This window comes from Sphingomonas sp. HMP6 (assembly GCF_013374095.1).
In the GTDB taxonomy this organism is placed as follows: domain Bacteria; phylum Pseudomonadota; class Alphaproteobacteria; order Sphingomonadales; family Sphingomonadaceae; genus Sphingomonas.
In genome coordinates, this window is sequence record NZ_AP022672.1 from 2,881,191 (window position 1) to 2,904,250 (window position 23,060).

Annotated in this window: 21 protein-coding genes; 9 read left to right on the plus strand and 12 right to left on the minus strand. The window is 66.3% G+C overall.

All coding sequences use genetic code 11. The annotated features are described in order from the left end of the window. Positions 1-53: 53 nt before the first annotated feature. From HMP06_RS14045 to HMP06_RS14070, 6 genes are all read right to left on the minus strand, one after another. Positions 54-392: a P-II family nitrogen regulator gene (locus tag HMP06_RS14045; protein WP_176497637.1), complete on the minus strand. Its 339-nt coding sequence runs from the start codon at positions 390-392 to the stop codon at positions 54-56. Between the two features lie 135 nt (positions 393-527). Next, the gene (locus tag HMP06_RS14050; protein WP_176497638.1) at positions 528-737 is read right to left on the minus strand and encodes a putative signal transducing protein; all 210 of its coding nucleotides are present in this window, start codon (positions 735-737) and stop codon (positions 528-530) included. Beyond that, a complete protein-coding gene (locus HMP06_RS14055; RefSeq protein ID WP_176498559.1) occupies positions 734-1,303 on the minus strand; it encodes a pyridoxamine 5'-phosphate oxidase family protein in 570 nt (189 codons plus the stop codon). The genes HMP06_RS14050 and HMP06_RS14055 overlap by 4 nt, the downstream gene beginning before the upstream one ends. A 462-nt stretch (positions 1,304-1,765) precedes the next feature. Further along, the gene (gene tldD, locus HMP06_RS14060) at positions 1,766-3,196 is read right to left on the minus strand and encodes a metalloprotease TldD (RefSeq protein WP_176497639.1); all 1,431 of its coding nucleotides are present in this window, start codon (positions 3,194-3,196) and stop codon (positions 1,766-1,768) included. Positions 3,197-3,387: 191 nt separating this feature from the next. Continuing rightward, positions 3,388-3,867 carry a DUF3224 domain-containing protein gene (locus tag HMP06_RS14065; RefSeq protein WP_197940691.1) on the minus strand — a complete coding sequence of 160 codons (480 nt, stop codon included), beginning with the start codon at positions 3,865-3,867 and terminating at the stop codon, positions 3,388-3,390. Continuing rightward, positions 3,864-4,097, minus strand: a complete 234-nt coding sequence (locus tag HMP06_RS14070) for a zinc-finger domain-containing protein (RefSeq protein ID WP_176497640.1) — start codon at positions 4,095-4,097, stop codon at positions 3,864-3,866. Before HMP06_RS14070 ends, HMP06_RS14065 begins: the two co-directional genes overlap by 4 nt. Positions 4,098-4,297: 200 nt before the next feature. On the opposite strand from HMP06_RS14070, the gene HMP06_RS14075 reads away from it, so the two are divergent. From HMP06_RS14075 to HMP06_RS14100, 6 genes are all read left to right on the plus strand, one after another. Then, positions 4,298-5,224, plus strand: coding sequence for an ABC transporter ATP-binding protein (locus HMP06_RS14075; protein ID WP_176497641.1), 927 nt, complete (start codon positions 4,298-4,300; stop codon positions 5,222-5,224). 89 nt (positions 5,225-5,313) lie between these two features. Then, on the plus strand, positions 5,314-6,912 hold the full coding sequence (gene nadB / locus HMP06_RS14080; RefSeq protein ID WP_176497642.1) for an L-aspartate oxidase: 1,599 nt from the start codon (positions 5,314-5,316) through the stop codon (positions 6,910-6,912). Positions 6,913-7,099: 187 nt separating this feature from the next. Continuing rightward, entirely contained in the window at positions 7,100-8,173 is a 1,074-nt protein-coding gene (locus HMP06_RS14085) for a serine hydrolase (protein WP_176497643.1), read from the plus strand. Between the two features lie 196 nt (positions 8,174-8,369). Further along, positions 8,370-11,150 (plus strand): DNA polymerase I, encoded by a 2,781-nt coding sequence (gene polA / locus HMP06_RS14090; protein ID WP_176497644.1) that lies wholly within the window; start codon positions 8,370-8,372, stop codon positions 11,148-11,150. A gap of 119 nt (positions 11,151-11,269) precedes the next feature. Beyond that, complete coding sequence (locus tag HMP06_RS14095) at positions 11,270-12,697, plus strand: lipopolysaccharide biosynthesis protein (RefSeq protein WP_176498561.1); 1,428 nt, start codon at positions 11,270-11,272, stop codon at positions 12,695-12,697. Between the two features lie 30 nt (positions 12,698-12,727). Continuing rightward, positions 12,728-13,495, plus strand: a complete 768-nt coding sequence (locus HMP06_RS14100; RefSeq protein WP_176497645.1) for a hypothetical protein — start codon at positions 12,728-12,730, stop codon at positions 13,493-13,495. A 9-nt stretch (positions 13,496-13,504) separates the two neighbouring features. Here HMP06_RS14100 and purH read toward each other — a convergent pair whose 3' ends face one another. The 4 genes from purH to HMP06_RS14120 all read right to left on the minus strand — a co-directional run bounded on the left by purH (position 13,505) and on the right by HMP06_RS14120 (position 18,963). Beyond that, positions 13,505-15,070, minus strand: a complete 1,566-nt coding sequence (gene purH / locus HMP06_RS14105; protein WP_176497646.1) for a bifunctional phosphoribosylaminoimidazolecarboxamide formyltransferase/IMP cyclohydrolase — start codon at positions 15,068-15,070, stop codon at positions 13,505-13,507. Positions 15,071-15,221: 151 nt separating this feature from the next. Next, positions 15,222-16,979 (minus strand): heparinase II/III family protein, encoded by a 1,758-nt coding sequence (locus HMP06_RS14110; protein WP_176497647.1) that lies wholly within the window; start codon positions 16,977-16,979, stop codon positions 15,222-15,224. After that, positions 16,980-17,642: a ribulose-phosphate 3-epimerase gene (rpe, locus tag HMP06_RS14115; protein WP_176497648.1), complete on the minus strand. Its 663-nt coding sequence runs from the start codon at positions 17,640-17,642 to the stop codon at positions 16,980-16,982. It abuts the gene before it with no gap. A gap of 46 nt (positions 17,643-17,688) precedes the next feature. Continuing rightward, positions 17,689-18,963 (minus strand): RsmB/NOP family class I SAM-dependent RNA methyltransferase, encoded by a 1,275-nt coding sequence (locus HMP06_RS14120; protein WP_176497649.1) that lies wholly within the window; start codon positions 18,961-18,963, stop codon positions 17,689-17,691. 100 nt (positions 18,964-19,063) lie between these two features. Here HMP06_RS14120 and HMP06_RS14125 point away from each other — a divergent pair, with 100 nt between their 5' ends. Then, positions 19,064-19,237, plus strand: coding sequence for a DUF1674 domain-containing protein (locus tag HMP06_RS14125; protein WP_176497650.1), 174 nt, complete (start codon positions 19,064-19,066; stop codon positions 19,235-19,237). 139 nt (positions 19,238-19,376) lie between these two features. Here the strand turns inward: HMP06_RS14125 and HMP06_RS14130 are convergent, their stop codons facing one another. Both HMP06_RS14130 and tsaD read right to left on the minus strand, forming a co-directional pair. Next, on the minus strand, positions 19,377-20,348 hold the full coding sequence (locus HMP06_RS14130) for an NAD(P)H-dependent glycerol-3-phosphate dehydrogenase (protein WP_176497651.1): 972 nt from the start codon (positions 20,346-20,348) through the stop codon (positions 19,377-19,379). Beyond that, complete coding sequence (gene tsaD / locus HMP06_RS14135) at positions 20,345-21,376, minus strand: tRNA (adenosine(37)-N6)-threonylcarbamoyltransferase complex transferase subunit TsaD (protein ID WP_176497652.1); 1,032 nt, start codon at positions 21,374-21,376, stop codon at positions 20,345-20,347. The genes HMP06_RS14130 and tsaD overlap by 4 nt, the downstream gene beginning before the upstream one ends. 79 nt (positions 21,377-21,455) lie before the next feature. Here tsaD and hemC point away from each other — a divergent pair, with 79 nt between their 5' ends. Then, entirely contained in the window at positions 21,456-22,376 is a 921-nt protein-coding gene (gene hemC / locus HMP06_RS14140) for a hydroxymethylbilane synthase (protein WP_176497653.1), read from the plus strand. Further along, complete coding sequence (locus HMP06_RS14145; protein WP_176497654.1) at positions 22,373-23,059, plus strand: uroporphyrinogen-III synthase; 687 nt, start codon at positions 22,373-22,375, stop codon at positions 23,057-23,059. Before hemC ends, HMP06_RS14145 begins: the two co-directional genes overlap by 4 nt. Position 23,060: the final 1 nt, after the last annotated feature.

The window sequence follows — 23,060 nt, forward strand, 5'->3', positions numbered from 1 at the left end:
CGATACCCCCTTGAGGACGACCGCGCTCGCGGTCGTGGTTTGGTTCGCGGCGCTCACAGCGCAGTCTCGTCGGTTTCGCCGGTGCGGATGCGGACAGCCTGCCCGACATCGAGCACGAAGATCTTCCCGTCGCCGATCGCGCCGGTATTGGCCGAAGCCTGAATCGACTCGACCACCTTGCCGACCAGATCGGTGCCGCAGACGACCTCGATCTTGATCTTGGGAACCATGTTGGTGCTGTATTCGGCACCGCGATAGATTTCGGTCTGGCCCTTTTGCCGACCGAAACCCTTGACCTCGGTCACGGTCATGCCCGCGACGCCGATTTCGGTCAGTGCCTCACGCACTTCGTCGAGCTTGAACGGTTTGATGATGGCTATGACGAGCTTCACTGAGCGACCCCCCTGTTTGGTCCTAAGGTCCTCCTCGCAATCTGCGTGCCAGAGTCGAAAGCGCGCGATTCCGCGGCGGTTCGAGACCGATTCCGTTACAAAAGTGTAAATTTTTGTGCAGTTGCGAACGGCTGCCTAAGAATCGGGCACCCCGGCGAGGATGTCGCGCGCCGCGCCAGCATCGTCCTCGTCGACCATCACGCGGACCGGAATGAAGAACTGGCTGCCGTCCGCGATGCTGGCATTGCCGTCGAGCGCTACGGCGAGAATGTCGGCCGATTGCAGCAGGCCGATCACCATATGCGCTTCGTTGCGCGCAAAGCGTCCGATCTCGACGAGGCTCATCGCGGCGGCAGTGGATCGAACTCGGGCAGAACCTGCTGGACCTGCACGGGCAGTCCGTCGATGCTGCGGTCGCGCGTCGCGATCTGGGCGAGGCGAGCGGCCGGATCCTGCTGGGCGTGGAATTTGACCAAAGTGTCGCGCGGGCGCTCCACCGTCATGCGCGGTACCCCCCAGCCGCAGTTCGTCTGCACGCTTTCGACCGCGATATCGAAAACCTGCCGCGCGCCTGCGAGCCGGGGGAAGTGCGCTGCGAACGCGTCATATCCAGGCTCACCGGCCACGACATAGCTGCCCGTGCCGTAAAGCCGCAGGATCAGCGCGGGATTATCGAACGCGCAGAACATGATCGTGATGCGCCCGTCCGCCGTCAAATGCGCCTGCGTCTCGTTGCCCGATCCGCCGAGATCGAGATAGGCGACGCGATTGGGCCCCATCACGCGGAAGCAATCGAGTCCCTTGGGGCTGAGGTTCACCCGCGTTCCCTCGGCTGCGGTGGCGACGAAGAAAACCGGCTGCTTTGCAATGAAAGCGCGGTGGTCGTCGTTCAATGCCTTGAAGAATTCCATGTCGCCCTCCGCCGCTCCAGCGGCACGATAGCGTATCACTGCGGGCGATCAAACCAAACGCGGCGCGCGCGGGCGCTCGTGCGGTTGCAGACCGATCACGGTCTCGCGCCAATCCGGGCAGTTGAAGGCGGGCCAGGCGGCTGCCGGATTCACCTATAAGGCCCATTTCAATGTTGTCGCATCAACCATTGGTGATCCCATGTGCCGAATAAAGGCAGACTCTATCGCGTGTTGATGCGTTGAGTGGTTGCTGTCCATTCCCTCGGCCTCGACAACCCACTTGGCAAACTGCGCAGCGGTTACCGGACCGGACGTTGGGATGTAATTGTCGACATGCGAGGCGCGCCCGTCCACCCAGCCGCCGCAGAACCCTAAGTCGACGCAAATCTCCTGCATCAGCCTCTCATAGTCTCGCGCCGGAGGCGGCTGGAGATTACGGGTGCGCGGCCGCTTCGCCATAGCTCACATCGCCGTCCCGCCCGCCGTCAGCCCCGCCACCAGCAAGGTCGGCTGCCCCACGCCCGCCGGCACGCTCTGCCCGCCCTTGCCGCACATGCCGACGCCTTCATCCAAAGCGAAATCGTTGCCAATGCCTTCGACGCGGGTGAGGCAGCTCGGCCCGTCGCCGATCAGCGTTGCGCCCTTGATCGGCGCGCCGATCTTGCCGTTTTCGACGCGGTACGCCTCGGTGCAGCTGAACACGAACTTGCCCGACACGATATCGACTTGGCCGCCGCCGAAGGACTTGGCGAAGATGCCGTTCTTCATGCGACTGAGCAGCTCGGACGGATCATCCTTCCCGCCGCGCATGAAGGTGTTGGTCATGCGGGGCATCGGTGCGTGCGCGAAGCTTTCGCGGCGCCCGTTGCCGGTCGGGGCGACCCCCATCAGACGCGCGTTGAGGCGGTCCTGGATATAGCCTTTGAGGATGCCGTCCTCGATCAGCACGTTTTCCTGCGTCGGCGTGCCTTCGTCGTCGATCGACAGCGAGCCGCGCCGGTCGGCGATCGATCCGTCATCGACCACGGTGACGCCGGGGGCGGCGACGCGCTCGCCGATCCGGCCCGAAAAGGCGCTGGTGCCCTTGCGGTTGAAATCACCCTCGAGCCCGTGGCCGATCGCCTCGTGCAGCAAAATCCCCGGCCAGCCCGGCCCGAGCAGCACGGTCATCTCGCCCGCCGGCGCATCGACCGCGTCGAGATTGACGACCGCTTGCGCCAGCGCCTCATCGATCGCGCGGTTCCACGTCTCCGGTTCCATCAAATCGTTGTAGAGATAGCGCCCGCCGATCCCGAAGCTGCCGGTTTCGCGGCGGCCATTCTGTTCGACCACGATGCTGACGTTGAGCCGCACCAGCGGGCGCACATCGGTCGCTACGAATCCGTCGGCGCGGACGATCTCGATGACGTTCCAATTGCCCATCAGCGAGACCGAGACTTGCGCCACCCGCGGATCGCGCGCGCGCGCGGCGGCGTCGATCGTCTGGCACAGGTTCACCTTGTCGGCGAAGGGCACCAGATCGAGCGGATCGGCGTCGGTATAGAGGTGGCGGTTGGTGGCGCGCGGCGGGCCGGCTTTCGGCGCGGCGGAGGGGTCGATCAGCGCCATCGTTTCGCTCGCGCGGCGGATCGCGGCGGCGCTCAGTTCATTGGCGTGGGCAAACGCCGTCATCTCGCCGGAGACGGCACGCAGGCCAAAGCCCGAATGCGTATCGTAGCTTGCGGTCTTCAGCCGCCCATCGTCGAAGCCGAACGCTTCGGACTTGCGATATTGCAGGTACAGCTCGCCATCATCGGCCTTGCCGAGCGCAGCGGCGGTGAGCACCTGCGCCTCGTGCGGGTCGAGTTGACCATCGTGATACAGGAAGGCGCGGGGGTCTGTGGGGCTGGTCATCAAGCGAAGATAGGGACGGGGTGCGCCTTCGTAAATGGCGTTGAGGTTTCAGCTACGCCGCTACCAACACCCTTTACCGTCACCCCGGCCCTGTGCCGGGGTCCACCCCGCCGCGCGTTCAACGTTCGATTTTCACGCGATCGCGCTGGCTGCACGGTGGGCCCCGGCACAGGGCCGGGGTGACGGATGGGTTATGCGGCAGGCAGCGTATAGGCCAGATCGTACTCGTGCTTACCGCCCTCGATCTTGATCTCGAAGGTGCCCGCAATCCCTTCCAGCGCGCCGGTGCCGCTGTCGGGCGCGATGATCACCGACAGCTCGGCGCCGCCCGCCTTGTCGATCGTGCCGCGGTGGAGCAGCAGAAAGCTGCCTGCCTTGCCATCGACGCTGCCGCTGAACTGGTCGATCGCGACATAGCCCGCCGGGTGTCCGGGCTGGGGCGTGCCCGCCGCGAGCATCGTGCCGGTGGCGGTCCCGGTCATGCCGCCGATGAAGGTCTTGGCGATCGCCATGCGGCTGGTCGGCAAGCCGTCGGCGGGCGCGTCGCCTTGCGCCTCTGGCGTCATCTTGACCTCGAACGTGCCGGTCGCGTGGTGCATCGGGGTCCTTTCAGGGGCCGCAGCGGCGGCGATCAGTGCAAGCGGCGTCAGCAGCAGCCAGCGCGGCCTCACCGCCCCGCGCCGTCGCCATGATCGTGCAGCGTTGCTTGATCGACTCCGTCGGCCGGCCCGCCGACCAGCACGAAGCGCCGGTCGCAATAGCCGCAATCGACATAGCCGCTTTCGTCGATTTCCAGGAACACGCGCGGATGGCCGAGGCTGGCGCCGCCGGGAATGTCGGTCGCGCCGTCGCAAATGTTGCGGGCATGGGTGACGCGGAGGATTTCGGGCGGGGCGATCATGCCGCGTGCGATAGCAGCGCACGTGACCCCGAACAATCCTCCCCGGAACGGGGAGGGGGACCGTGAGCATTCAGCGAACGGTGGAGGGGGCGTGCCGCGGGCGGATTGCTTGCGGCACGCCCCCTCCGTCAGCCTTCGGCTGCCACCTCCCCGTGCCGGGGAGGATTGAGGTTGGCGCACCGTGCGCGTAGGGCAATTGCATGACCGAAGCCGCCATCTCCATCGCCAATCTGTGCAAGACTTATAAGGGCGGCAAGCGGGCGCTGGACGATGTGTCGTTCGATGTGCCGCGCGGACAAATCTTCGGGCTGCTCGGGCCCAACGGTGCGGGCAAGTCGACGCTGATCAATATCCTGGCGGGGCTGGTCAACAAGACCAGCGGGACGGCGTCGATCTGGGGTTTCGACATCGATCAGCATCCGCGCAATGCCAAGGTGTCGATCGGCATCGTCAATCAGGAAATCCTGTTCGACCCGTTCTTTTCCCCGGCCGAGACGCTGGAAATCCAGGCCGGGCTGTACGGCGTGCCCAAGGCGAAGCGCCGCACGATGGAATTGCTGCGCGCGGTGCATCTCGAGGACAAGGCCAATGCCTACGCCCGCACGCTTTCGGGCGGCATGAAACGGCGGTTGATGGTGGCCAAGGCGATGGTCCACACGCCGCCGGTGCTGGTGCTCGACGAGCCGACCGCAGGCGTGGACATCGAGCTTCGCCAGCAGCTTTGGGCCTATGTGCGTTCGCTCAATGCGGCCGGCGTCACGGTGGTGCTGACGACGCATTACCTCGAGGAAGCCGAGCAATTGTGCGACCGGATCGCGATCATCAACCATGGCAAGGTGATCGCCAACAAGCCGACGCGCGAGCTGGTCGGCATGGCGACCGAGAAATTGGTCGAGGTGACGGTCGATCGCGACGTCGCGGTGCCGCCGAGCGCGGTGTGTTTCCAGAAGATCGAGCTCAAGGGCACCCGGACGCTCGCCATCACTTATGCAAAAGACAAGGTGAATGCGGGCGAAGTGCTCGCGGCGGTGCAGGCGGATGGCTACGGCATCGTGGACGTATCGACCCGCGAGGCCGATCTGGAGGATGTGTTCCTCAATTTGACGCGGGCGTCGAACGTGGGGTGAGCTTGTTTTCCCGTTCGCTTCGAGCGTAGTCGAGAAACTGGTTTAAGCGCGAGGTGTCCCAACTTCGCTCGATACGAACGGATTAGAGTTTGGCCGACGCGCATATCTCCGACGTCCTCATCATCGGCTCCGGTGCAGCCGGCCTTACCGCCGCGCTCAATCTCGCCGATCGTTTTAAGGTCACCGTGCTCGCCAAGGGAGCGATGAACGAAGGCTCGACCGCCTGGGCGCAAGGCGGGATCGCCGCGGTGCTGGAGGAAGGCGACACCTTCGAAAGCCATATCGAGGACACGATGATCGCCGGCGCGGGCCTCAATGACCGCGCAACGGTGGAGTTCGTCGTCAGCCAGGCCCCCGCAGCGATCGCTCGGCTGGAGGAATTGGGCGTGCCCTTCGCGACCGAGGGTCCCGTCGGTAATCGGGCTTTGCATCTGACGCGCGAAGGCGGGCATAGCCACCGCCGCATCGTCCATGTCGCCGATGCGACCGGCTGGGCAGTGCAGGAGGCACTGCAACGCGCCGCGACCGACCATCCGAACATCACGCTGGTGCCCGACATGGTCGCGATCGACCTCGCGACGGGAAAGCATGAGGAGCGCTATTCGGGCGCCGGGCACGTCTGGGGCGTCTATGCCGTCAACCGCGCGACCGGCCGGGTCGAGCTCTACACGGCACGCGCGACGATCCTCGCCACCGGCGGGGCGGGGCGCACCTATCTTTTCTCAACCGCACCGCGCGGTGCGACCGGCGACGGTATCGCAATGGCGTGGCGTGCGGGCGCGCGCGTTTCGAACATGGAAATGATGCAGTTCCACCCGACCTGCCTCTACAATCTCGACGTCAAGAATTTCCTGATTACCGAGGCGGTGCGCGGCGAGGGCGGCCATTTGCTCATCCCCGAAACCGGCTATCGCTTCATGCCCGATTTCGATGACCGGCTGGAACTGGCACCGCGCGACGTGGTGGCGCGCGCGATCGATCATGAGATCAAGCGCCTCGGGCTCGACTATGTCCATCTCGACATCAGCCACAAAGGCGAGGCGTTTATTCGCGAACATTTCCCCAACATCTACGAGAAGCTGATGGGGCTGGGGATCGACATGACCAAGGAGCCGATCCCGGTCGTGCCCGCGCAGCATTATACGTGCGGTGGGATCGTGATCGATCTCGACGGGCGGACCGATCTGCCCGGCTTGTATGCGGCGGGCGAATGCAGCGAAAGCGGCTTGCACGGTGCCAATCGCCTCGCGTCCAATTCGCTGCTCGAATGCTTCGTCTTCGGCGAGGCGTGTGCCGCGCACATCACCGAGCATTGGGATGATCTCGCGGTCCCGCCGGCGATCCGCCCGTGGGACGAAAGCCGCGTCGAGGATTCGGACGAAGAGGTCGTGATCAAGCAGAATTGGACCGAAATCCGCCGTTTCATGTGGAATTATGTGGGCATCGTGCGCACCACCAAACGACTGGAGCGCGCGCAGCACCGCATCCGCCTGCTGACCGAGGAAGTGAACGACTATTACGGCCATTTCCGCGTGACCCCCGATCTGATCGAGCTGCGCAATCTGCTCCAGACCGCCGAGTTGATCGTCCGCTCGGCGCTGGCGCGGCATGAATCGCGCGGGCTGCATTATACGCTCGATTATCCCGACCTGCTGCCCGAGGCGCGCGATACCGTTCTGGTCCCGTAAAAGCGCGCGTTAGTTCAACGGCATAGCCGAGACTTCCCAAAAGGATCGACTTGGCCTGTCTGTCCGTCGCCTCGTCGCAGCGGTGCGCGTGAAGGTCTTCTCAACCCCCTTCTGCTCCTATCATGAGAATCCTTGGGGTTCGCGGGAGGCGGGACAAGTAGCGGTGACACACATCCTTCGATCTCGAATGTTCCGCACGATCGCGGTGGTCTCGCTCAGCGTCGTGCTCGCCGCTTGCGTTCGCGATGCCGGGCCGCAGGTCGCGCGGGTCGCACCGCCGCCCTCCGCGCCCATCCCCGTGCGCGCGCCGACGCCGCCTGCACCCCGCTCGGTTACGGCCCCGGCCGCACTCGCCGCCAGCGTCGCGTCGCTGGTGCGCGGGTTCGACGGCCGCGTCGGCGTTGCCGTGCGCAGCATCGATCAGGGCTGGACCGTCGACAGCAATGGCGATCTCCGCTTGCCACAGCAGAGTGTGAGCAAATTGTGGGTCGCCATGACCGTGCTCGATCTGCGCGATTCGGGACGCTTGCAGCTGGATGATCCGGTGACGGTACGGCGCGAGGACCTGACGCTGTTCCACCAGCCGATCGCTGCACTGGTGAAGGGTGAGGACGGGTATCAGACGACGGTCGGCGGATTGCTGCAGCGCGCGCTGACGATGAGCGACAATACCGCCAACGATCGGCTGTTGCGCTTCGTTGGGGGCCCAAGCGCCGTGCGCGCGTTCCTGCAGCGCAAGGGGCTGGACAATATCCGCTTCGGCCCAGGGGAACGGCTATTGCAGGCGCAGACCGCGGGTCTCACCTGGAAGCCCGATTTCGCGCGCGGCAATGCCTTTGCGCAGGCGCGGGCGAAGCTGCCGACGCTCGATCGGATCGCCGCGTTCGAGCGCTACATCTCCGATCCGCCCGACGGCGCGGCGCCGATCGCGATTGCCAACGCGCTCGCCCGGTTGAAACGCGGTGATTTGTTGACGAAGGCGTCGAGCGAGTATCTGATCGGCACGATGGAATCGTCCCATACCGGTAAGCAACGGATGCGTGGCGCGGTCCCGCCGGGGTGGAGCTTCGGCCACAAGACCGGGACCGGGCAGGATCTCGGTCGGCGCACTGCGGGCTATAACGATGTCGGCCTGCTGATCGCGCCCGATGGGCGCTCCTATGCGATCGCGGTGATGATCGGCGACACGCCCAAATCGATTCCCGAACGCCAGGCGCTGATGCAGGCGGTGGTGGCGAGCGTGGTGGCGAACCACGGGTAGCACACGAGTATCCTCCCTTCCCCGTTCGCCCTGAGCTTGTCGAAGGGCAGCGTGCCCCACGTCCTGCGTCGTTTGTCGGGCCGAGGGCTTCGACAAGCTCAGCCCGAACGGATGGGGCCGCATGTCACATCGCACCGGCGCTCGTCCCCCGCAACTCGGGCTTGGGCAAAGCGCATCCCGCTGCTATCCCCCGTCAATGCCGCATCTCTATCTTGTCGATGGCTCGGGTTATATCTTCCGCGCCTATCACCGCCTCCCGCCGCTGACTAACGTGCATGGCGAGCCGGTGGGTGCCGTCTATGGCTATACGACGATGCTGTGGAAGCTTGCCGATGAGCTGCACAAGGCCGACGGGCCGACGCATATGGCGGTGATCCTCGACAAATCGTCGAAGACGTTCCGCAACGATCTGTACGATCAATATAAGGCGCACCGCCCGCCCGCGCCCGAGGATCTGATCCCACAATTCCCGATGATCCGCGATGCCACGCGTGCCTTCTCACTGCCGTGCATCGAGACCGAGGGGCTGGAGGCGGACGACATCATCGCTTGCTACGCCAAGGCCGCGCTGGCGCAGGGTTGGGCGGTCACGATCGTGTCGTCCGACAAGGATCTGATGCAGCTGATCGAGCCCGGGCTCGACATGTACGATACGATGAACAACCGGCGGCTTGGCGCGGAGCATGTCGCGGAGAAATTCCACGGCATCACGCCCGCGCAATTGGGCGATGTGCTCGCGCTGATGGGCGACAGCGTCGATAACGTGCCGGGCGTCACCGGCGTCGGCCCGAAGACCGCGGCGAAGCTGATCCTGGAGCATGGCGACCTCGAAAGCGTGCTCGCCGCCGCCCCGACAATGAAGCCGGGCAAGCTGCGCGACAATCTGATCGAGCAAGCCGCCAATGCGCGGCTGTCGAAGGTGCTGGTCACGCTCAAATGCGACGTGACGCTGCCTGAGCCGCTCGAGGATCTCGAACTCAAGGGCATTCCCGATGCGCCGCTCCGCGCGTTCCTCGAACATCACGGTTTCAAGTCGCTGCTCGCCAAATTGTCGGCGGTCGCCGATGCCCCCGTGACGCCGCACGCACCGACCAAGATCACCCCTGTGGTCGAGGATCCGCCATGCGACCACGATGGCTATGAGACGGTCATCGATGAAAATGCGCTCGACCGCTGGATCACTATCGCGCGGCACCAAGGCTGGATCGCGATCGATACCGAAACGACCGGGATCGACGCGACGCGCGCCGAGCTGGTCGGGGTGAGCATGGCGTTGCACCCCAATCTTGCTTGCTACGTGCCGCTGGGACACGGCGGATCGGGCTTGTTTGCGGAAACCCCGCCGCAGCTCGACCGGGCGGTGGCGTTGGCGAAGCTCAAGCCGCTGTTGGAGGATGCGAGCGTCCTCAAGATCGGGCACAATCTCAAATACGACATGATCGTGCTCGCACGCGCTTATGCCGAAAGCGGCGGCGTGCAGATCGCGCCGATCGACGACACGATCCTGATGAGCTTCGATCTCGACGCAGGGCTGCACGGCCACGGCATGGACGAGCTGGCGGCGACGCATCTCTCGCATAGCTGCATCGCGTTCAAGGACGTGGTTGGCACCGGCAAATCGCAGCGGACCTTCAACGAAATCGATCTCGACGCCGCGACGCGCTATGCCGCCGAAGATGCCGACGTGACGCTGCGGCTGTGGCGGCGCCTCAAGCCACGCCTCGCCGCCGAACAGGCGACGCGGATCTATGAAATGGTCGATCGCCCGCTCGCCGCCGTCATCGCGCAAATGGAGATGCACGGGATCAAGGTCGATGCGGTGCAACTCGCCAAGCTGTCGGCCGAATTCGCGCAGCAGATGGGCGCGCTCGAGGTCGAAATCCACGCGCTCGCCGGTGGCCCATTCACAATCGGCAGTCCCAAGCAATTGGGCGATGTGCTGTTCGAGCGGATGGGGATCAAGGGCGGGCGCAAGGGCAAGTCGGGGGTCTATTCGACCGATGTGACCGAGCTCGAACGGATTGCCGCCGACAAGGATTCGCCGGGCAAGGATATCGCCGCCAAGGTGCTCGATTGGCGGCAATTGTCGAAGCTGAAATCGACCTATACCGATGCGTTGCAAGCGCAGATCAACCCGGCGACGGGGCGGGTGCATACCTCTTACAGCCTGACGGGCGCGCAGACCGGGCGGCTGTCGTCGACCGACCCGAATTTGCAGAACATCCCGATCCGCACCGAGATCGGCCGCCAAATCCGCGATGCGTTCGTGGCGGAGCCGGGCAATGTCCTGCTCGCGGCCGATTACAGCCAGATCGAACTCCGGCTCGCGGCCCATATGGCGGATGTCCCTGCGCTCAAGCAGGCGTTTGCCGACGGGGCGGACATTCATAGCCTGACCGCGCAGGAACTGTTCGGCGAGGTTAACCGCGACACGCGCGGGCGCGCCAAGACGATTAACTTCGCGATTCTTTATGGCATCAGCCGCTGGGGCCTGGCCGGGCGGCTCGATGTGACGGCGGATGAAGCGCAGGCAATGATCGACCGCTATTTCGAACGCTTCCCCGGTATCCGCAATTACATCGCGCGCACCACCGAGGAGGTGCGCGAGAACGGCTTCACCACCACGCTGTTCGGCCGCAAATGCCATTTCCCGCGGATCAATTCCAAGCTGCAACACGAACGGCAAGGGGCCGAACGCGCCGCGATCAATGCGCCGATCCAGGGAACTAGCGCTGACATCATCAAGCGCGCGATGGTGCGGATGGGCCCGGCGCTGGCCGAAGCCGGTCTGGGGCATGTCCGGATGCTGCTGCAAGTGCATGACGAATTGGTGTTTGAACTGCCAGAGGGTGACGTGGCGGCGGCAAAGCCGGTGATCGAACGCGTCATGGCGACGGCGGCGGAGCCAGCGATCACGCTCGATGTGCCGCTGGGGATCGAAATCGGCACCGGGTTGTCGTGGGGCGCGGCGCATTGAGCAATGCCGGGTCCGGGTCCGGGTCCGGGGCCGGCGCGGCGCCAAGTGCCGCCGACGGACGTTCGACCGACGAAATCGACGCGCTCGCCAAGGGCGGACGGACCAATATCATCGGGTTCATGATGCGGCTCGTCGCGCGGCTGCCGTTTCTGTTCATCGCCGGTCGGTTGTACGGGCCCGATACGCTCGGAACCTTCGCGCGTGCGGTGCTGTTCGTCGAGGTGGCGTCGTTGCTGGCGACGTTCGGCCTCAAACGCGGCCTAGCACTCGCCATCGCCGAGACGGACCGGCCGCATGTCCAGATCGTGTGGGATTGCCTGATCGTCGCCGCGATCGCATCCGCCGCCGCGAGCGGCATCCTGCTGCTGCTGCCCGATCTGATGTATCATGGCAGCACCCCGACGCTGCTCGAACGGTTGCTGCCGTGCATCATCGTCGCGGGGGCCTGGTCCGACCTGATGCTGGCCGCCCTTGCCTATCGCCGCAACGTGCAAGCCACGGTGACCGCGCGGGCGATCATCGAGCCGTGGACGATCTCGATCGCGGCCGGCGTGCTATACCCGATCGCGCGGCATGACGGGCTGGTCATCGCCTATATGCTGTCGATGGTCGCGGCACTGCTCGCATCGTTCGTGCCGTTCGTGCGCAGCTATGGCGCGCCGACGGGCTGGCGGCTGCATATCGGGCGGACGTTCGCGCTGATCCGCCGCAACGCGCCGCTCGCGGGTGCCGACGCGCTCGAATGGGGCACGCGCAATGTCGACCGATCGATTCTGTTCCTGATGTTTGAGCCGCGTATCGTCGGGATTTACTGGATGGCGCAGCAAGTCGCGTCGATCCCCGGCAAGTTGAAGACCAGTTTCGATCCGATCCTTGGCCCAGTGATCACCTCCAGCCTGGCGCGTGGCGATACCTCCGGCGTGGCCAGTCAGGTGCGCCAAGTCGGGTTCTGGATCTTAGCGGCGCAAACCGGGCTTGCGTTGATGGGGTCGATCCCCGGCGAGGCGGTGATGGGCACGGTCGGCCCGCAGTTTGTGGCGGGGACTGCGGCGCTGGCCTTCCTGCTGTTTGCGGAAGCCGCGGCCTCGACTGGCGCGGTGTGCGAATCGGCGCTTGTCTATATTGCGCGCGTCGAGAACATGGCGATCTCAATCGGAATGCTGCTGTTCCAGATCGCGCTCAGCTATGGCTTGATCTACGCGATGCAGGCGCTCGGCTGGCCGGTGGCGTATCAGGCGGCGGGGCCCGCGGCGGCCTTGTTCGTGTCGGTCACGCTGACCTCGGTCATCAAATCCAATTATCTGGCACGGCTGCTGAAGGCGCGCGTCGCCGGGTGGCGCTTGCCGATGCTGTGGGCGATCCTGGCGGCGGGCACCGTCGGCGCGGCCTTCACCGCGCTGCCGCCGCAATATGAATGGATCGAACTGGCGATCGGCGAACCCGCGATTGCCGGTATCTATCTTTTCGTGTTGTATCGATGGGCCTTCAAACCCGAAGATCGCGCGCTGTTCCGCAAAATGCCCGGGGGCACGGCGGCCACGGCGTGAATTGGTTGCTGGCTTGAGCAGGGAGGCGATATGCTTGGACGGTTGGGATTGATCGCGACATACCTAGCGGCGGGATTGATTTCGGGGGCTGCGCACGCGCAAACCGGCGATCCGGCGGCACTGCGCGGGGCGGCACAAGCGCTGTCCGCCAAGATCGACGCCGCGGCCCGCGGCGGCAAGATGCCACCGCGCCTGAACGACCCCGACGAGTTGGTCCGCAACGGTTTGGACCGAGCGGCGATTCGCGCTTTGCCGAACGATCTACCCTTGATGCTGGCGAGTTGTCAGAGCGTGATCGGCGTCGTCACCAGCTATCTTGGCTACACGACGAAACGTCCCGACGGCAGTCCGCTCGACCCTGTAGTCCAGCGCCAACGGGAACTGGTCGTGCAGGACGAGAGCATGCTGGGAGTCGCCGCGATCGACCTGTGCAGCAAGCGGATGCTCGTCGCGGCCACCGCATTGACCGCGACACTAACCCCGGCGCAACGCCGCGACACTGCGCGCGTCAAAGGTGCTGCGCAGATGCGAAACGGCATGGCGCAGCTGCTGGCAGGAACCGTCGATGCGCAAACCGACCTCAATCTGCGACCAGGCAACATTGCCTTATTGCGCGAATCGACCCTGGAAATGGCAGAGGTTGGCGCGGATGCGATGACATTGGAGCAGCGGGCCAACATGCGCGCAAAGATCGATGCAGCGATCAAAGCCGCCCCCGCCACCGGTGCCGCTATGCTCCGGCGCTTGCGGACGATCTATATGCGGACCAGCTGCACCGGATTGTGCGCCTTCAACTGACCTGCCGGATCAGTGCCGGAAGTGCCGGACGCCAGTAAACACCATCGCCAGCCCAGCCGCATCTGCAGCGGCGATCACCTCATCGTCGCGGATCGATCCGCCAGGCTGGATCACTGCGGTGGCACCCGCCTCGACCGCCGCGAGCAAGCCGTCGGCAAAGGGGAAAAAGGCGTCAGAGGCGACCGCCGATCCGATCGTGCGCGGGGTCGCCCAACCGGCCTTTTCGGCAGCGTCCTTGGCCTTCCATGCGGCGATGTGGGCGGATTCGAGCCGGTTCATCTGCCCCGCGCCGATCCCCGCGGTGCTGCCGCCCTTGGCATAGACGATCGCGTTCGATTTGACGTGCTTGGCGACCGTCCAGGCGAAGCGGCAATCGGCCAGTTCGGCCTCGGTCGGCTGGCGCTTGGTCACGACGGTGAGATCGGGCGTCCCGGCCGAATCGCGCGACTGGATCAGGAAGCCGCCCGCGATCGACTTGATCATCCGCCCGCGCCGCGCCGGATCGGGCAGATCGCCGGTCAGCAGCAAGCGCAAATTCTTCTTGCGCGCGAACACCGCGCGCGCGGCGTCATCGGCGTCGGGCGCCGCGACGACTTCGGTGAAGATTCCCGAGATCGCCTCGGCGGTCGGCCCGTCGAGCGGCCGGTTGACCGCGATGATCCCGCCGAAGGCCGAGACGGTGTCACACGCAAAGGCGGCTTGATAGGCTTCGATCAGGGTATCACCGGTCGCGACACCGCACGGATTGGCGTGCTTGACGATCACCACCGTCGGTGGGCCATCGCGAAATTCGCTGACCAGTTCGAGCGCGGCATCGGCGTCGTTATAATTGTTGTAGCTCAGCTCCTTGCCTTGCACCTGATGCGCTTGCGCGACGCCGTTCACGCCGCCGCTGGCCTGCGCATAGAGTGCTGCAATCTGGTGCGGATTCTCGCCATAACGGAGTTCGGCCTGCTTGATCATCGGCAGCGTGACGCGCGCGGGGAAGCGCTCGCCCTGATCGACATGGTTGAACCAGCCGGAAATCGCCGCATCATAAGCGGCGGTCGCGGCATAAGCTTTGGCGGCGAAGCGGCGGCGGTCGGCGAGCGTGGTGGTCCCTAGCGCGACCACCGCATAATCCGCCGGATCGGTGACGATCGCAACGAAGGCGTGGTTCTTGGCCGCCGACCGCACCATCGACGGGCCGCCGATATCGATATTCTCGATTATCTCGTCGCGCTCCGCACCCTTGGCGACGGTCGCCTCGAACGGGTAGAGGTTGACCACGACCAGATCGATCGCGCCGATTCCGTGTTCTTCCATCGATGCGACATGCGCGGGATCGTCGCGCACCGCGAGCAGGCCGCCATGGACGACTGGGTGCAGCGTCTTGACGCGTCCGTCCATCATTTCGGGGAAACCGGTGAGATCGCTGATATCGCGCACGGCGAGCCCGGCATCGCGCAACGCCTTGGCGGTGCCGCCGGTCGAAACCAGTTCGACGCCCTGCTGCGCCAGGCTACGGGCGAGGTCGACGATGCCGGTCTTGTCGGACACCGACAGAAGCGCGCGGCGGATGGGCAGGTCGGTCATACGCAATGGTCCCAAAATGCCGCTCGAACTGATGTCTTCGAAGGGCTGCTCGCTCGCTGCGCCGCGGCGCTTGCGGAGACCAGGGCTTCGACAGGCTCAGCCCGAACGATGGTAGTGATGCGCGCGTCCCTGCCTCGTCCAGCAGCAAGTTTCAACCGGCGCGCTTCAGGACCCAGCTTACATTGGCGCCGCCAGCGGGGGATTCACCGGTTACGACGAGTTGCATCGTCGCGTGCGGGCGGCCGTCGGCATCGATCCACACGCTTTCCTCGATCGCCAGCGCGCCGCCGCGGCAGCGATATTGCCACAGGCCACCGCCGGGTAGCCGCAGCAATGCCGCCTGGCCATCGGCGGTGGGCGATACCTGCACGCCGAGCCCGAGGTGGAAGCGGATCGCGAACCCGGTCGCGACGAGCTTGCGCCGCTTCGTCGCAGGGAGCAGCATATCCTCGCCGCGCAACTCGCGACCGTCGCTCGAAAGTACCAATTGGCGGCGGTGCAGGAAGCCGAAGCGGCGCGCATAGCCGTCGTGGCTGGCGTCGATCCGGCTCGATCCGTCGCTTTCCTGCCGCGCGAGTTCGACTTCGCCGACCCCGCGTCCCAGCGTCCCATCGGCGTGAATCGCGGTCGAATTGCTGTCGCCGACGGTCAGCGTGGAATGCGCCGCCGTGGTCCGCAGGCCCTCGGCCAGCGCAGGCGGCAATTGCACGACGCCCACGCGCGCGCCGCCGCAATTAACGACGATGCGGTTGGGGCCATCGGAAAATTCGAACGCGAGCGTCGAAGCGCAACCGCCCTCGACCAGGCGTACCACCGGCGGCGGCGCGGCATCCAGGATCGCTACGGCCGATCCGGCGGCGAGCCGCTGATACCCCCAGTCGCGCGCCTGGCGCAGCGGGCGGGTGCGCACGCCGCTGGCCTGGATGATCTGCTCGAGCCGTTCCACGCCGATCGGCGCGCCGCCCTGCCAGCTTCCCAAATCCCGGTCGCCAAGACACACGCCGAGCAGTGCCGGGACCAGCGTCTGGATCGCGCTGCCGATGCTCGCCGGCGGCTCCAGCCGCCGTGCGGCATAAACCTCTCGCAATTGCGTCAGCAGCATCAGCAGATCGACTTGCGCCGCCGGCGCGCGCGCGACATTGCCGCCATCCTCGAAGATCGAGACCCCGATCGCCTTGGCCAGCGCCGCTTCGACCGCGCCGCGCCGCGCATCGCCGCCGGGAATCAGCAAGCCCGCCGCCACCACGCCGCACAGGGCCGCGACGCGCGGCGCACCGGGGGCAACTTTGTCGGCACCGCGATCGATATGGCGCGCACCCCGGGCGAGCGTGTTGAGCACGCGGCTGCGATAGACGAGGTCGGTCGAGGACAGGATCAGCGGCGCGTGTGCCGTCCAGAACAGGATGCGCCGGCCCCACAGATCGGCGCGCCAGGCCGGTTCGCTCACCTTGTCGGCATGCGCGTCGAGCCAGCACCGCATCAGCGCTTCGGCCACCGGCGTCGCTTGCGCGCGCGTCGCCACCGTGGATAGGTCGCGCAACCATGAAAAGCCGTGGAGATATTCCCCGAACGCCTTGGAAAAATCGGGCTTGGTCAAATCGAGCGTTTCGACCACGCGACTTTCCCCGCGAAAGCTAAGCGTGCCCGCCAGCAACGCATTCCCGCGCCGCACGTCGCCCAGGAACGGATCGTCAGGCACGGCGATGAGCTTCAACGGATGGCGCCCCTTCAGCCGAATGTCGTGGATCGGCGTGCGCCATGTCAGGCGATGAAAGCGTTCCGATAAACGCTCGGCAAGCGACAACCCCTTATCGCCGCCCGAACGGATCAGGCGTTTGCCTTCATCGATGCTGTCGCTGCCGCCCGCCTGGTCGGGCGTAAACGCTCCGGGGGGCGGCACATCGTTCATTTAACCGCGCAGGCCCGCGATGTTGGCGGCATAGGCGTCCGGCCCACCGCGGAAGGTGGCCGTGCCCGCAACCAGCGCGTCGGCCCCCGCCACAATCGCGCGCGGGGCGGTAACGCGGTCGATGCCGCCATCGACCTCCAGATCGATCGCATAGCCGCCCTTGTCGATCATCTTGCGCACCGCTTCGATCTTGCGCAGCGAGCTTTCGATGAACGCCTGCCCGCCAAAACCGGGATTGACGCTCATGATCAGCACCAGATCGACCTCTTCGAGCAGATAATCGAGCGCCTTGGCCGGCGTCTGCGGCGTCAGCACCACGCCGGCGCGCTTGCCCAGACTGCGGATATGCTGAAGGCTGCGGTGCGTGTGCGGCCCTGCCTCGACATGCACGCTGATCGTATCCGCGCCGGCTTCGGCAAAGGCATCGAGATACAGATCGACTGGCGCGATCATCAAATGCACGTCGAGCGGCTTGGTCGTGTGCGGGCGGATCGCCTTTACCACCGCCGGGCCGATCGAGATATTGGGCACGAAATGCCCGTCCATCACATCGACATGGATCCAGTCGGCCCCGGCGGCGTCGATGGCGCGAATCTCCTCGCCCAATTTGGCGAAATCGGCCGAGAGGATCGAAGGGGCGATGCGGACGGGAAGCTGCGACATAAGCGCATAGCCTCTAGCACGACACCGCGACCGGGCAAGCGGTGCGTTAGCCAGTCCGCCGCAGCCGCGCGATGAAGAAGCCGTCATTGCCGCCAGGATTGATCATGCCGGGCAGCGTGCGCAGCCATCCGCCGGGGTTTGGCGTCATGCCGGCGGGCAGTTCGTCCTGCATGATCGGAACGAGGCTGTAATCAGGGCGAGCGGCGAGGAATCTGGTGAGCTGCTCTTCCCCTTCGGCCGGTTCGAGCGAGCACGTCGCGAACACCAGCGTGCCGCCGGGCTTCACCCAATCGGCGGCGCGCGCGAGCAATTTCGCCTGCAGCGCGGCGAGTTCGGTGATCTGCGACGGGCGGACGCGGTGGAGCACGTCGGGGTGGCGGCGGAAGATGCCGGTCGCACTGCACGGCGCATCGAGCAGCACCGCATCGGCCGGGGCGGGCGGCGACCAGAGCAACAGATCGGCGACGATCACCTCGGCTGAAAGCTGCGTCCGCTCCAGATTCTCATGCAGGCGCGCCAGCCGATTTTCCGACGAATCGACTGCGGTCACGCTCCAACCGGCGCTGGCGAGCTGCATCGTCTTGCCGCCCGGTGCGGCGCACAGGTCGAGCACGGTGCCGGGGCCCGGCCCGAGCAAGCGCGCCGGGAGCGACGCGGCAATGTCCTGCACCCACCAGCTTCCCTCTTCGAAGCCAGGCAATTCGGGCACGTGCGCCGAATCGAGCCGGACATGGCCGGGGAGCAACGAGACACCACCGAGCGCCTCGGCCATCGCCGCCGTGGTGGCGGGATCAGCGAGCGTCAGGTCGAGCGGCGGGGGTGCCGCCATCGCGCGTTCGGCGGCCTCGATCCCATCGTCGCCCCACGCGGCGTGCCAGCGGATCGCCACCGGATCGGGCAGGGTCGGTTGTTCGGGTAGCTGATCGCCCCCGCGCGAGATCGTGCCGAACACGCCGTGGACCAGCTTGCGCGGGCCACCATCGACCAGCGGCAGCACCGTCGAAATCGCGGCATGGGCCGGGGTGCCAAGCGACAGCGCCTGAACGAGCGCGATGCGCAGCGCAAAGCGCGCCTTGGCGTCATCGGGCAGCCGCGTCTTGGTCGCCGAATCGATCAGCGCGTCGAGATCGGGCAAGCGCCGCAGCACTTCGGCGGCAATGGCATGGGCCAGCGCGCGGTCGTCGCTACGCTCGATCCCCGCCGTCGCGCGCCCGATCGCGGCCTCCAGCGGCAGGCCCTGGCGCAATACCGCATCGAGCAGGCGCAGTGCGGCGCGGCGTGCGGGGACGCCGGGTGGGTCGATCGGTTCGGGCCGGGGCATATAACGGCGGGGCGGGGGGAGGGTCAAAAGCTTGAACTCTTCTTGGGCAGGGCCGATGTGGCATGGGCGCACTATACCGTGCCGTCTTCAGGAAACCCTCATGGCCGCTCGCCCGCCACATGTGAAGCCACCCGCCTATCTCAGCGCCAATCCTCCGGTGCCGAAACCCGATCCGGTGCCGGTGAAAACGCAAAGCGCGAAGGGCGATCCCGACGGGCTCGATCCGACGCGTTATGGCGATTGGGAACTCAAGGGCATCGCGATCGATTTTTGAGGGCTGGTTGTTTCGCGCGCGGTCGCCCCTCACCCCGTTCGTGCTGAGCTTGTCGAAGCACCGCTCTCCCCTTGCGCGGTGGTTCGAGTGGAGAGCAGCCCTTCGACAAGCTCAGGGCGAACGGGGGGGGTAGAGCGCCTCACTCCCGCGTCAGCGGTCGCGCCAGCAACGCTTCGATCACACCCCGCACTTCGCACCCCTCAAGGAGATCGCATACCGCCTCCACCACCGGCATCGCGACGCCCGCCGCCATTGCCGCCTCGCGCAGCACCGGCGCCGTGAAGGCGCCCTCCGCAACCGTCAGCCGGTCGGCAAGTAGGTCGGCCGCGAGCTTGCCCTGGCCAAGCCCCATCCCGAGCGAGAAGTTGCGCGAACTGGTCGAGGAGCACGTCAGCACCAGATCGCCAAGCCCCGACAGCCCGCTCAACGTCTCCGCCCGCGCGCCGCGCGCGAGGCCGAACCGCACCATCTCCGCAAAGCCGCGCGCGATCAGCGCGGCGCGGGCGTTCTGGCCGAGCCCAGCCCCCTCGACCACGCCGCACGCGATCGCGAGCACATTCTTCACCGCCCCGCCAATCTCCGCGCCGATCACGTCGGTGGAGGCATAGGGCCGGAAGCTTGGCTGCGCGATTGCCTGCGCAATGTCGGTGGCGAGAGCGAGATCCTCCGCCGCTAGCGTCACGGCTGTCGGCAGGCCGTGCGCGACCTCATGTGCGAAGGTCGGGCCGGACAGGACGGCAACCGGCGACCCATCGACCTCTTCCCGCGCCACTTGGTGCAAGAGCTTGAGGCTACCTGCTTCGATGCCCTTGGCGCAAAGGATGAGCGGCTGCGCATTGCACGGAACATCAGCTAGGATCGCGCGCATATGCTGCGCTGGCGTTACGACGAACACGACGTCGACATCGCCGATATCCCAAATCTGCCCGACCGCGACGAGCGCGGGCGACAAGGCAACGCCGGGCAGGAATACGGGGTTTCGGTGTTCCGCGTTGATCGCGGCGACGACCTCGGGTTCGCGCGCCCAGAGAACGACCCGGTGACCGCCGGTTGCGAATACCTGCGCCAGCGCCGTACCCCAGGCCCCGCCGCCGATGACGCCGATCCTCATGCTTTCACTCCTGCGCCGCGCACCGCTTCCGCACCCGGATCGAGCGGCCAGCGCGGGCGCGCCGCCACGTCGAGCGGATCGGTCAGGCCGGCGGCAAAGCGTTCCGCGCCCGCCCAGCCGATCATCGCGGCATTGTCGGTACACAACCATAACGGCGGCGCGACGAAGCGCAGGCTGTGCGCGGTGGCGAGATCGGCAAGGGCGGTGCGGACGGCAGTATTGGCGGCGACGCCCCCCGCCACGACCAAAGCCGTGACCGCGCCCGCCTGTCCCAGCGCCCGCACGGTCCGGTCAATCAAGCAATCGACCACCGCAGCCTGGAACGAAGCGGCGATATCCTCGACACCCCACGTCTTGGCGTCATGCGCGCGCACGACAGCGCTTTTGAGCCCTGCGAAAGAAAAGTGCGGCTCGGGCGAACCCTTCAACGGACGCGGCAAGGGCACGATCGACTGCCCAAGTGCCGCCGCCGCCTCGACCGCCGGGCCGCCGGGAAAGCCGAGGCCCAGCACCTTGGCGGTCTTGTCGAACGCCTCGCCTGCGGCATCGTCGATCGTCGTCGCGAGGCGGCGATAGCGCGCGACGCCCTCGACCAGCAGCAACTGGCAATGCCCGCCCGAAACGAGCAGCAGCAGATAGGGAAATTCCAGATCTGGGTCGGACAAACGCGGGCTGAGCGCATGCCCCTCGAGGTGGTTGACCGCAATCAGCGGCTTGCTCGCCGCGTGCGCCAGCGCCTTGCCGGTGACGAGCCCGACCATCACGCCACCGATCAGCCCCGGCCCCGCCGTCGCCGCGACCGCATCGACATCGGCCAGCGTAACGCCCGCATCGGCGAGCGCCGCCGCGACCAACGGGCTCAACATCTCGACATGCGCGCGCGCCGCGATTTCGGGCACCACGCCGCCGTACGGGCGATGCGCCGCCTCCTGCCCCGCAAGACGGTGCGACAGGATGCGACGATCCGAGGTAACGAGGGCGGCGGCGGTTTCGTCGCAGCTCGATTCAAGGCCGAGAATGAGTGCCATCGCTATCCCTTAGCCGCTCGGACACGGCTTGTCGAAATCGGACGCGTTCGCCAAGGTGGCCGCAAAAGGGAGGGATCGCTTGACGCAACCACAGTTGAAGCTCGGCACGCGCGGATCGCCGCTCGCGCTCGTCCAGGCTAATATGGTGCGCGATGCGCTGTGCACCGCGCACGGTTGGGACATCGGCGCGATCGAGATCGTGCCGATCAAGACCACGGGCGACCGTGTGCAGGACGTCGCGCTCGCCGAAATCGGCGGCAAGGCACTGTGGACAAAGGAACTCGATCGCGCTTTGCTGTCAGGCGAAGTCGATTTCGCGGTGCATTCGATGAAGGATGTCGAGACCGCGCGCCCGGTCGAGATCGCGATCGCCGCGATGCTGCCGCGTGCCGATGTACGCGATCGGCTGATCGGCGCGCCGAGCATCGCCAGCCTGCGCCAAGGCGCCGTGATCGGCACCAGCTCACCACGCCGCGTCGCGCAGTTGAAGCGGATGCGCCCCGATTTCGAGACGGTGCTGTTCCGCGGCAATGTCGATACGCGCCTCGCCAAGGTGGCGGCGGGCGAGGTCGACGCATCGATGCTGGCGGCAGCGGGGCTCGATCGGCTCGGACGCCCCGATGTCGGCGTCGGGATCGAGACCGACGTCATGCTGCCCGCGCCGGCCCAGGGTGCGGTCGGGATCGAAGCGCGCGCGGGCGACGCGACGATCCTTGGCTGGCTCGCCGCGATTGATCATGAGGCGACGCATCTGTGCGTGCTGGTCGAGCGCGCCTTGCTCGCGGCGCTGGTGGCGGATTGCCACTCGCCGGTTGCAGCACTTGCGGTGATCGACGATGGCACCGTCTTCATTCGCGCCGAGCTGTTCGCCGAGGATGGCAGCGCGCATGTGACGGGCGAGATGCGCGGCGCGGTCGATGATGGAACGCTTTCCGAACGGCTCGCCGCCGATCTGCTCGCGCGCGCACCCGAAAGCGTACGGCGGCTGTTCTCGGCGTGATCCGGCGGCTGGCGGTGCTGCGGCCCGAACCGGGCAATGCCGCCACCGTCGCCCGCGCCGGGGCGGCGGGCTTTGCAACCGTGTCGCTGCCATTGTTTGCTGTCCAGCCGCTGGCATGGAGCGCGCCCAGCGCCGCCGATTTCGACGCGCTGATCCTGACCAGCGCCAACGCCTTACGCTTCGGCGGGGCGGGGCTCTCCGCGCTCACTGCCCTCCCGGTGCTCGCGGTCGGCCCGCATACGGCAGCAGCAGCGCGCGCGGCGGGGTTCGACGTCATGGCGACCGGTGGCGGTGATGGTGCAGAAGTCGCGGCGCTGGCGATGGCGCACGGTGTGTCGCGCGCGCTGCATTTGACGGGCCGCGACCGCACGCTTTCGGCGGGCGGGCCGATCGCGCAGGGTATTGCGGTCTATGAAAGCGCGGCCGTCCCGGTCGATTCGGCACGATTGCGGATAACAATCGGGTCGGTCGCCCTGCTCCACTCTGCGCGCGCGGCGCGGCGGCTGGCGGAACTGCTGGATGCCGCGGGGATCGACCGCGCGCACGTGGCGATTGCCGCGTTCAGCGCGGCAATCGCCGCTGCGGCCGGGGAAGGGTGGGCCGACATCGACAGTGCCGCCACCCCCGACGATGCCGCACTGTTTGCCGCCGCCACGCGCGTCGAACCTGCGCGGGGGCGTTGAC

Coding starts and splice junctions, on each gene's coding strand:
- HMP06_RS14070 (WP_176497640.1), bottom strand. CDS start 4,097: ATGATCGCCCCGCCCGAAATCCTCCGCGTCACCCATGCCCGCAACATT.
- tldD (WP_176497639.1), bottom strand. CDS start 3,196: ATGACCAGCCCCACAGACCCCCGCGCCTTCCTGTATCACGATGGTCAA.
- HMP06_RS14075 (WP_176497641.1), top strand. CDS start 4,298: ATGACCGAAGCCGCCATCTCCATCGCCAATCTGTGCAAGACTTATAAG.
- HMP06_RS14110 (WP_176497647.1), bottom strand. CDS start 16,979: ATGAACGATGTGCCGCCCCCCGGAGCGTTTACGCCCGACCAGGCGGGC.
- HMP06_RS14100 (WP_176497645.1), top strand. CDS start 12,728: ATGCTTGGACGGTTGGGATTGATCGCGACATACCTAGCGGCGGGATTG.
- HMP06_RS14095 (WP_176498561.1), top strand. CDS start 11,270: ATGATGCGGCTCGTCGCGCGGCTGCCGTTTCTGTTCATCGCCGGTCGG.
- polA (WP_176497644.1), top strand. CDS start 8,370: ATGCCGCATCTCTATCTTGTCGATGGCTCGGGTTATATCTTCCGCGCC.
- HMP06_RS14055 (WP_176498559.1), bottom strand. CDS start 1,303: ATGGAATTCTTCAAGGCATTGAACGACGACCACCGCGCTTTCATTGCA.
- HMP06_RS14085 (WP_176497643.1), top strand. CDS start 7,100: ATGTTCCGCACGATCGCGGTGGTCTCGCTCAGCGTCGTGCTCGCCGCT.
- purH (WP_176497646.1), bottom strand. CDS start 15,070: ATGACCGACCTGCCCATCCGCCGCGCGCTTCTGTCGGTGTCCGACAAG.
- HMP06_RS14125 (WP_176497650.1), top strand. CDS start 19,064: ATGGCCGCTCGCCCGCCACATGTGAAGCCACCCGCCTATCTCAGCGCC.
- tsaD (WP_176497652.1), bottom strand. CDS start 21,376: ATGGCACTCATTCTCGGCCTTGAATCGAGCTGCGACGAAACCGCCGCC.
- HMP06_RS14120 (WP_176497649.1), bottom strand. CDS start 18,963: ATGCCCCGGCCCGAACCGATCGACCCACCCGGCGTCCCCGCACGCCGC.
- rpe (WP_176497648.1), bottom strand. CDS start 17,642: ATGTCGCAGCTTCCCGTCCGCATCGCCCCTTCGATCCTCTCGGCCGAT.
- HMP06_RS14050 (WP_176497638.1), bottom strand. CDS start 737: ATGAGCCTCGTCGAGATCGGACGCTTTGCGCGCAACGAAGCGCATATG.
- HMP06_RS14130 (WP_176497651.1), bottom strand. CDS start 20,348: ATGAGGATCGGCGTCATCGGCGGCGGGGCCTGGGGTACGGCGCTGGCG.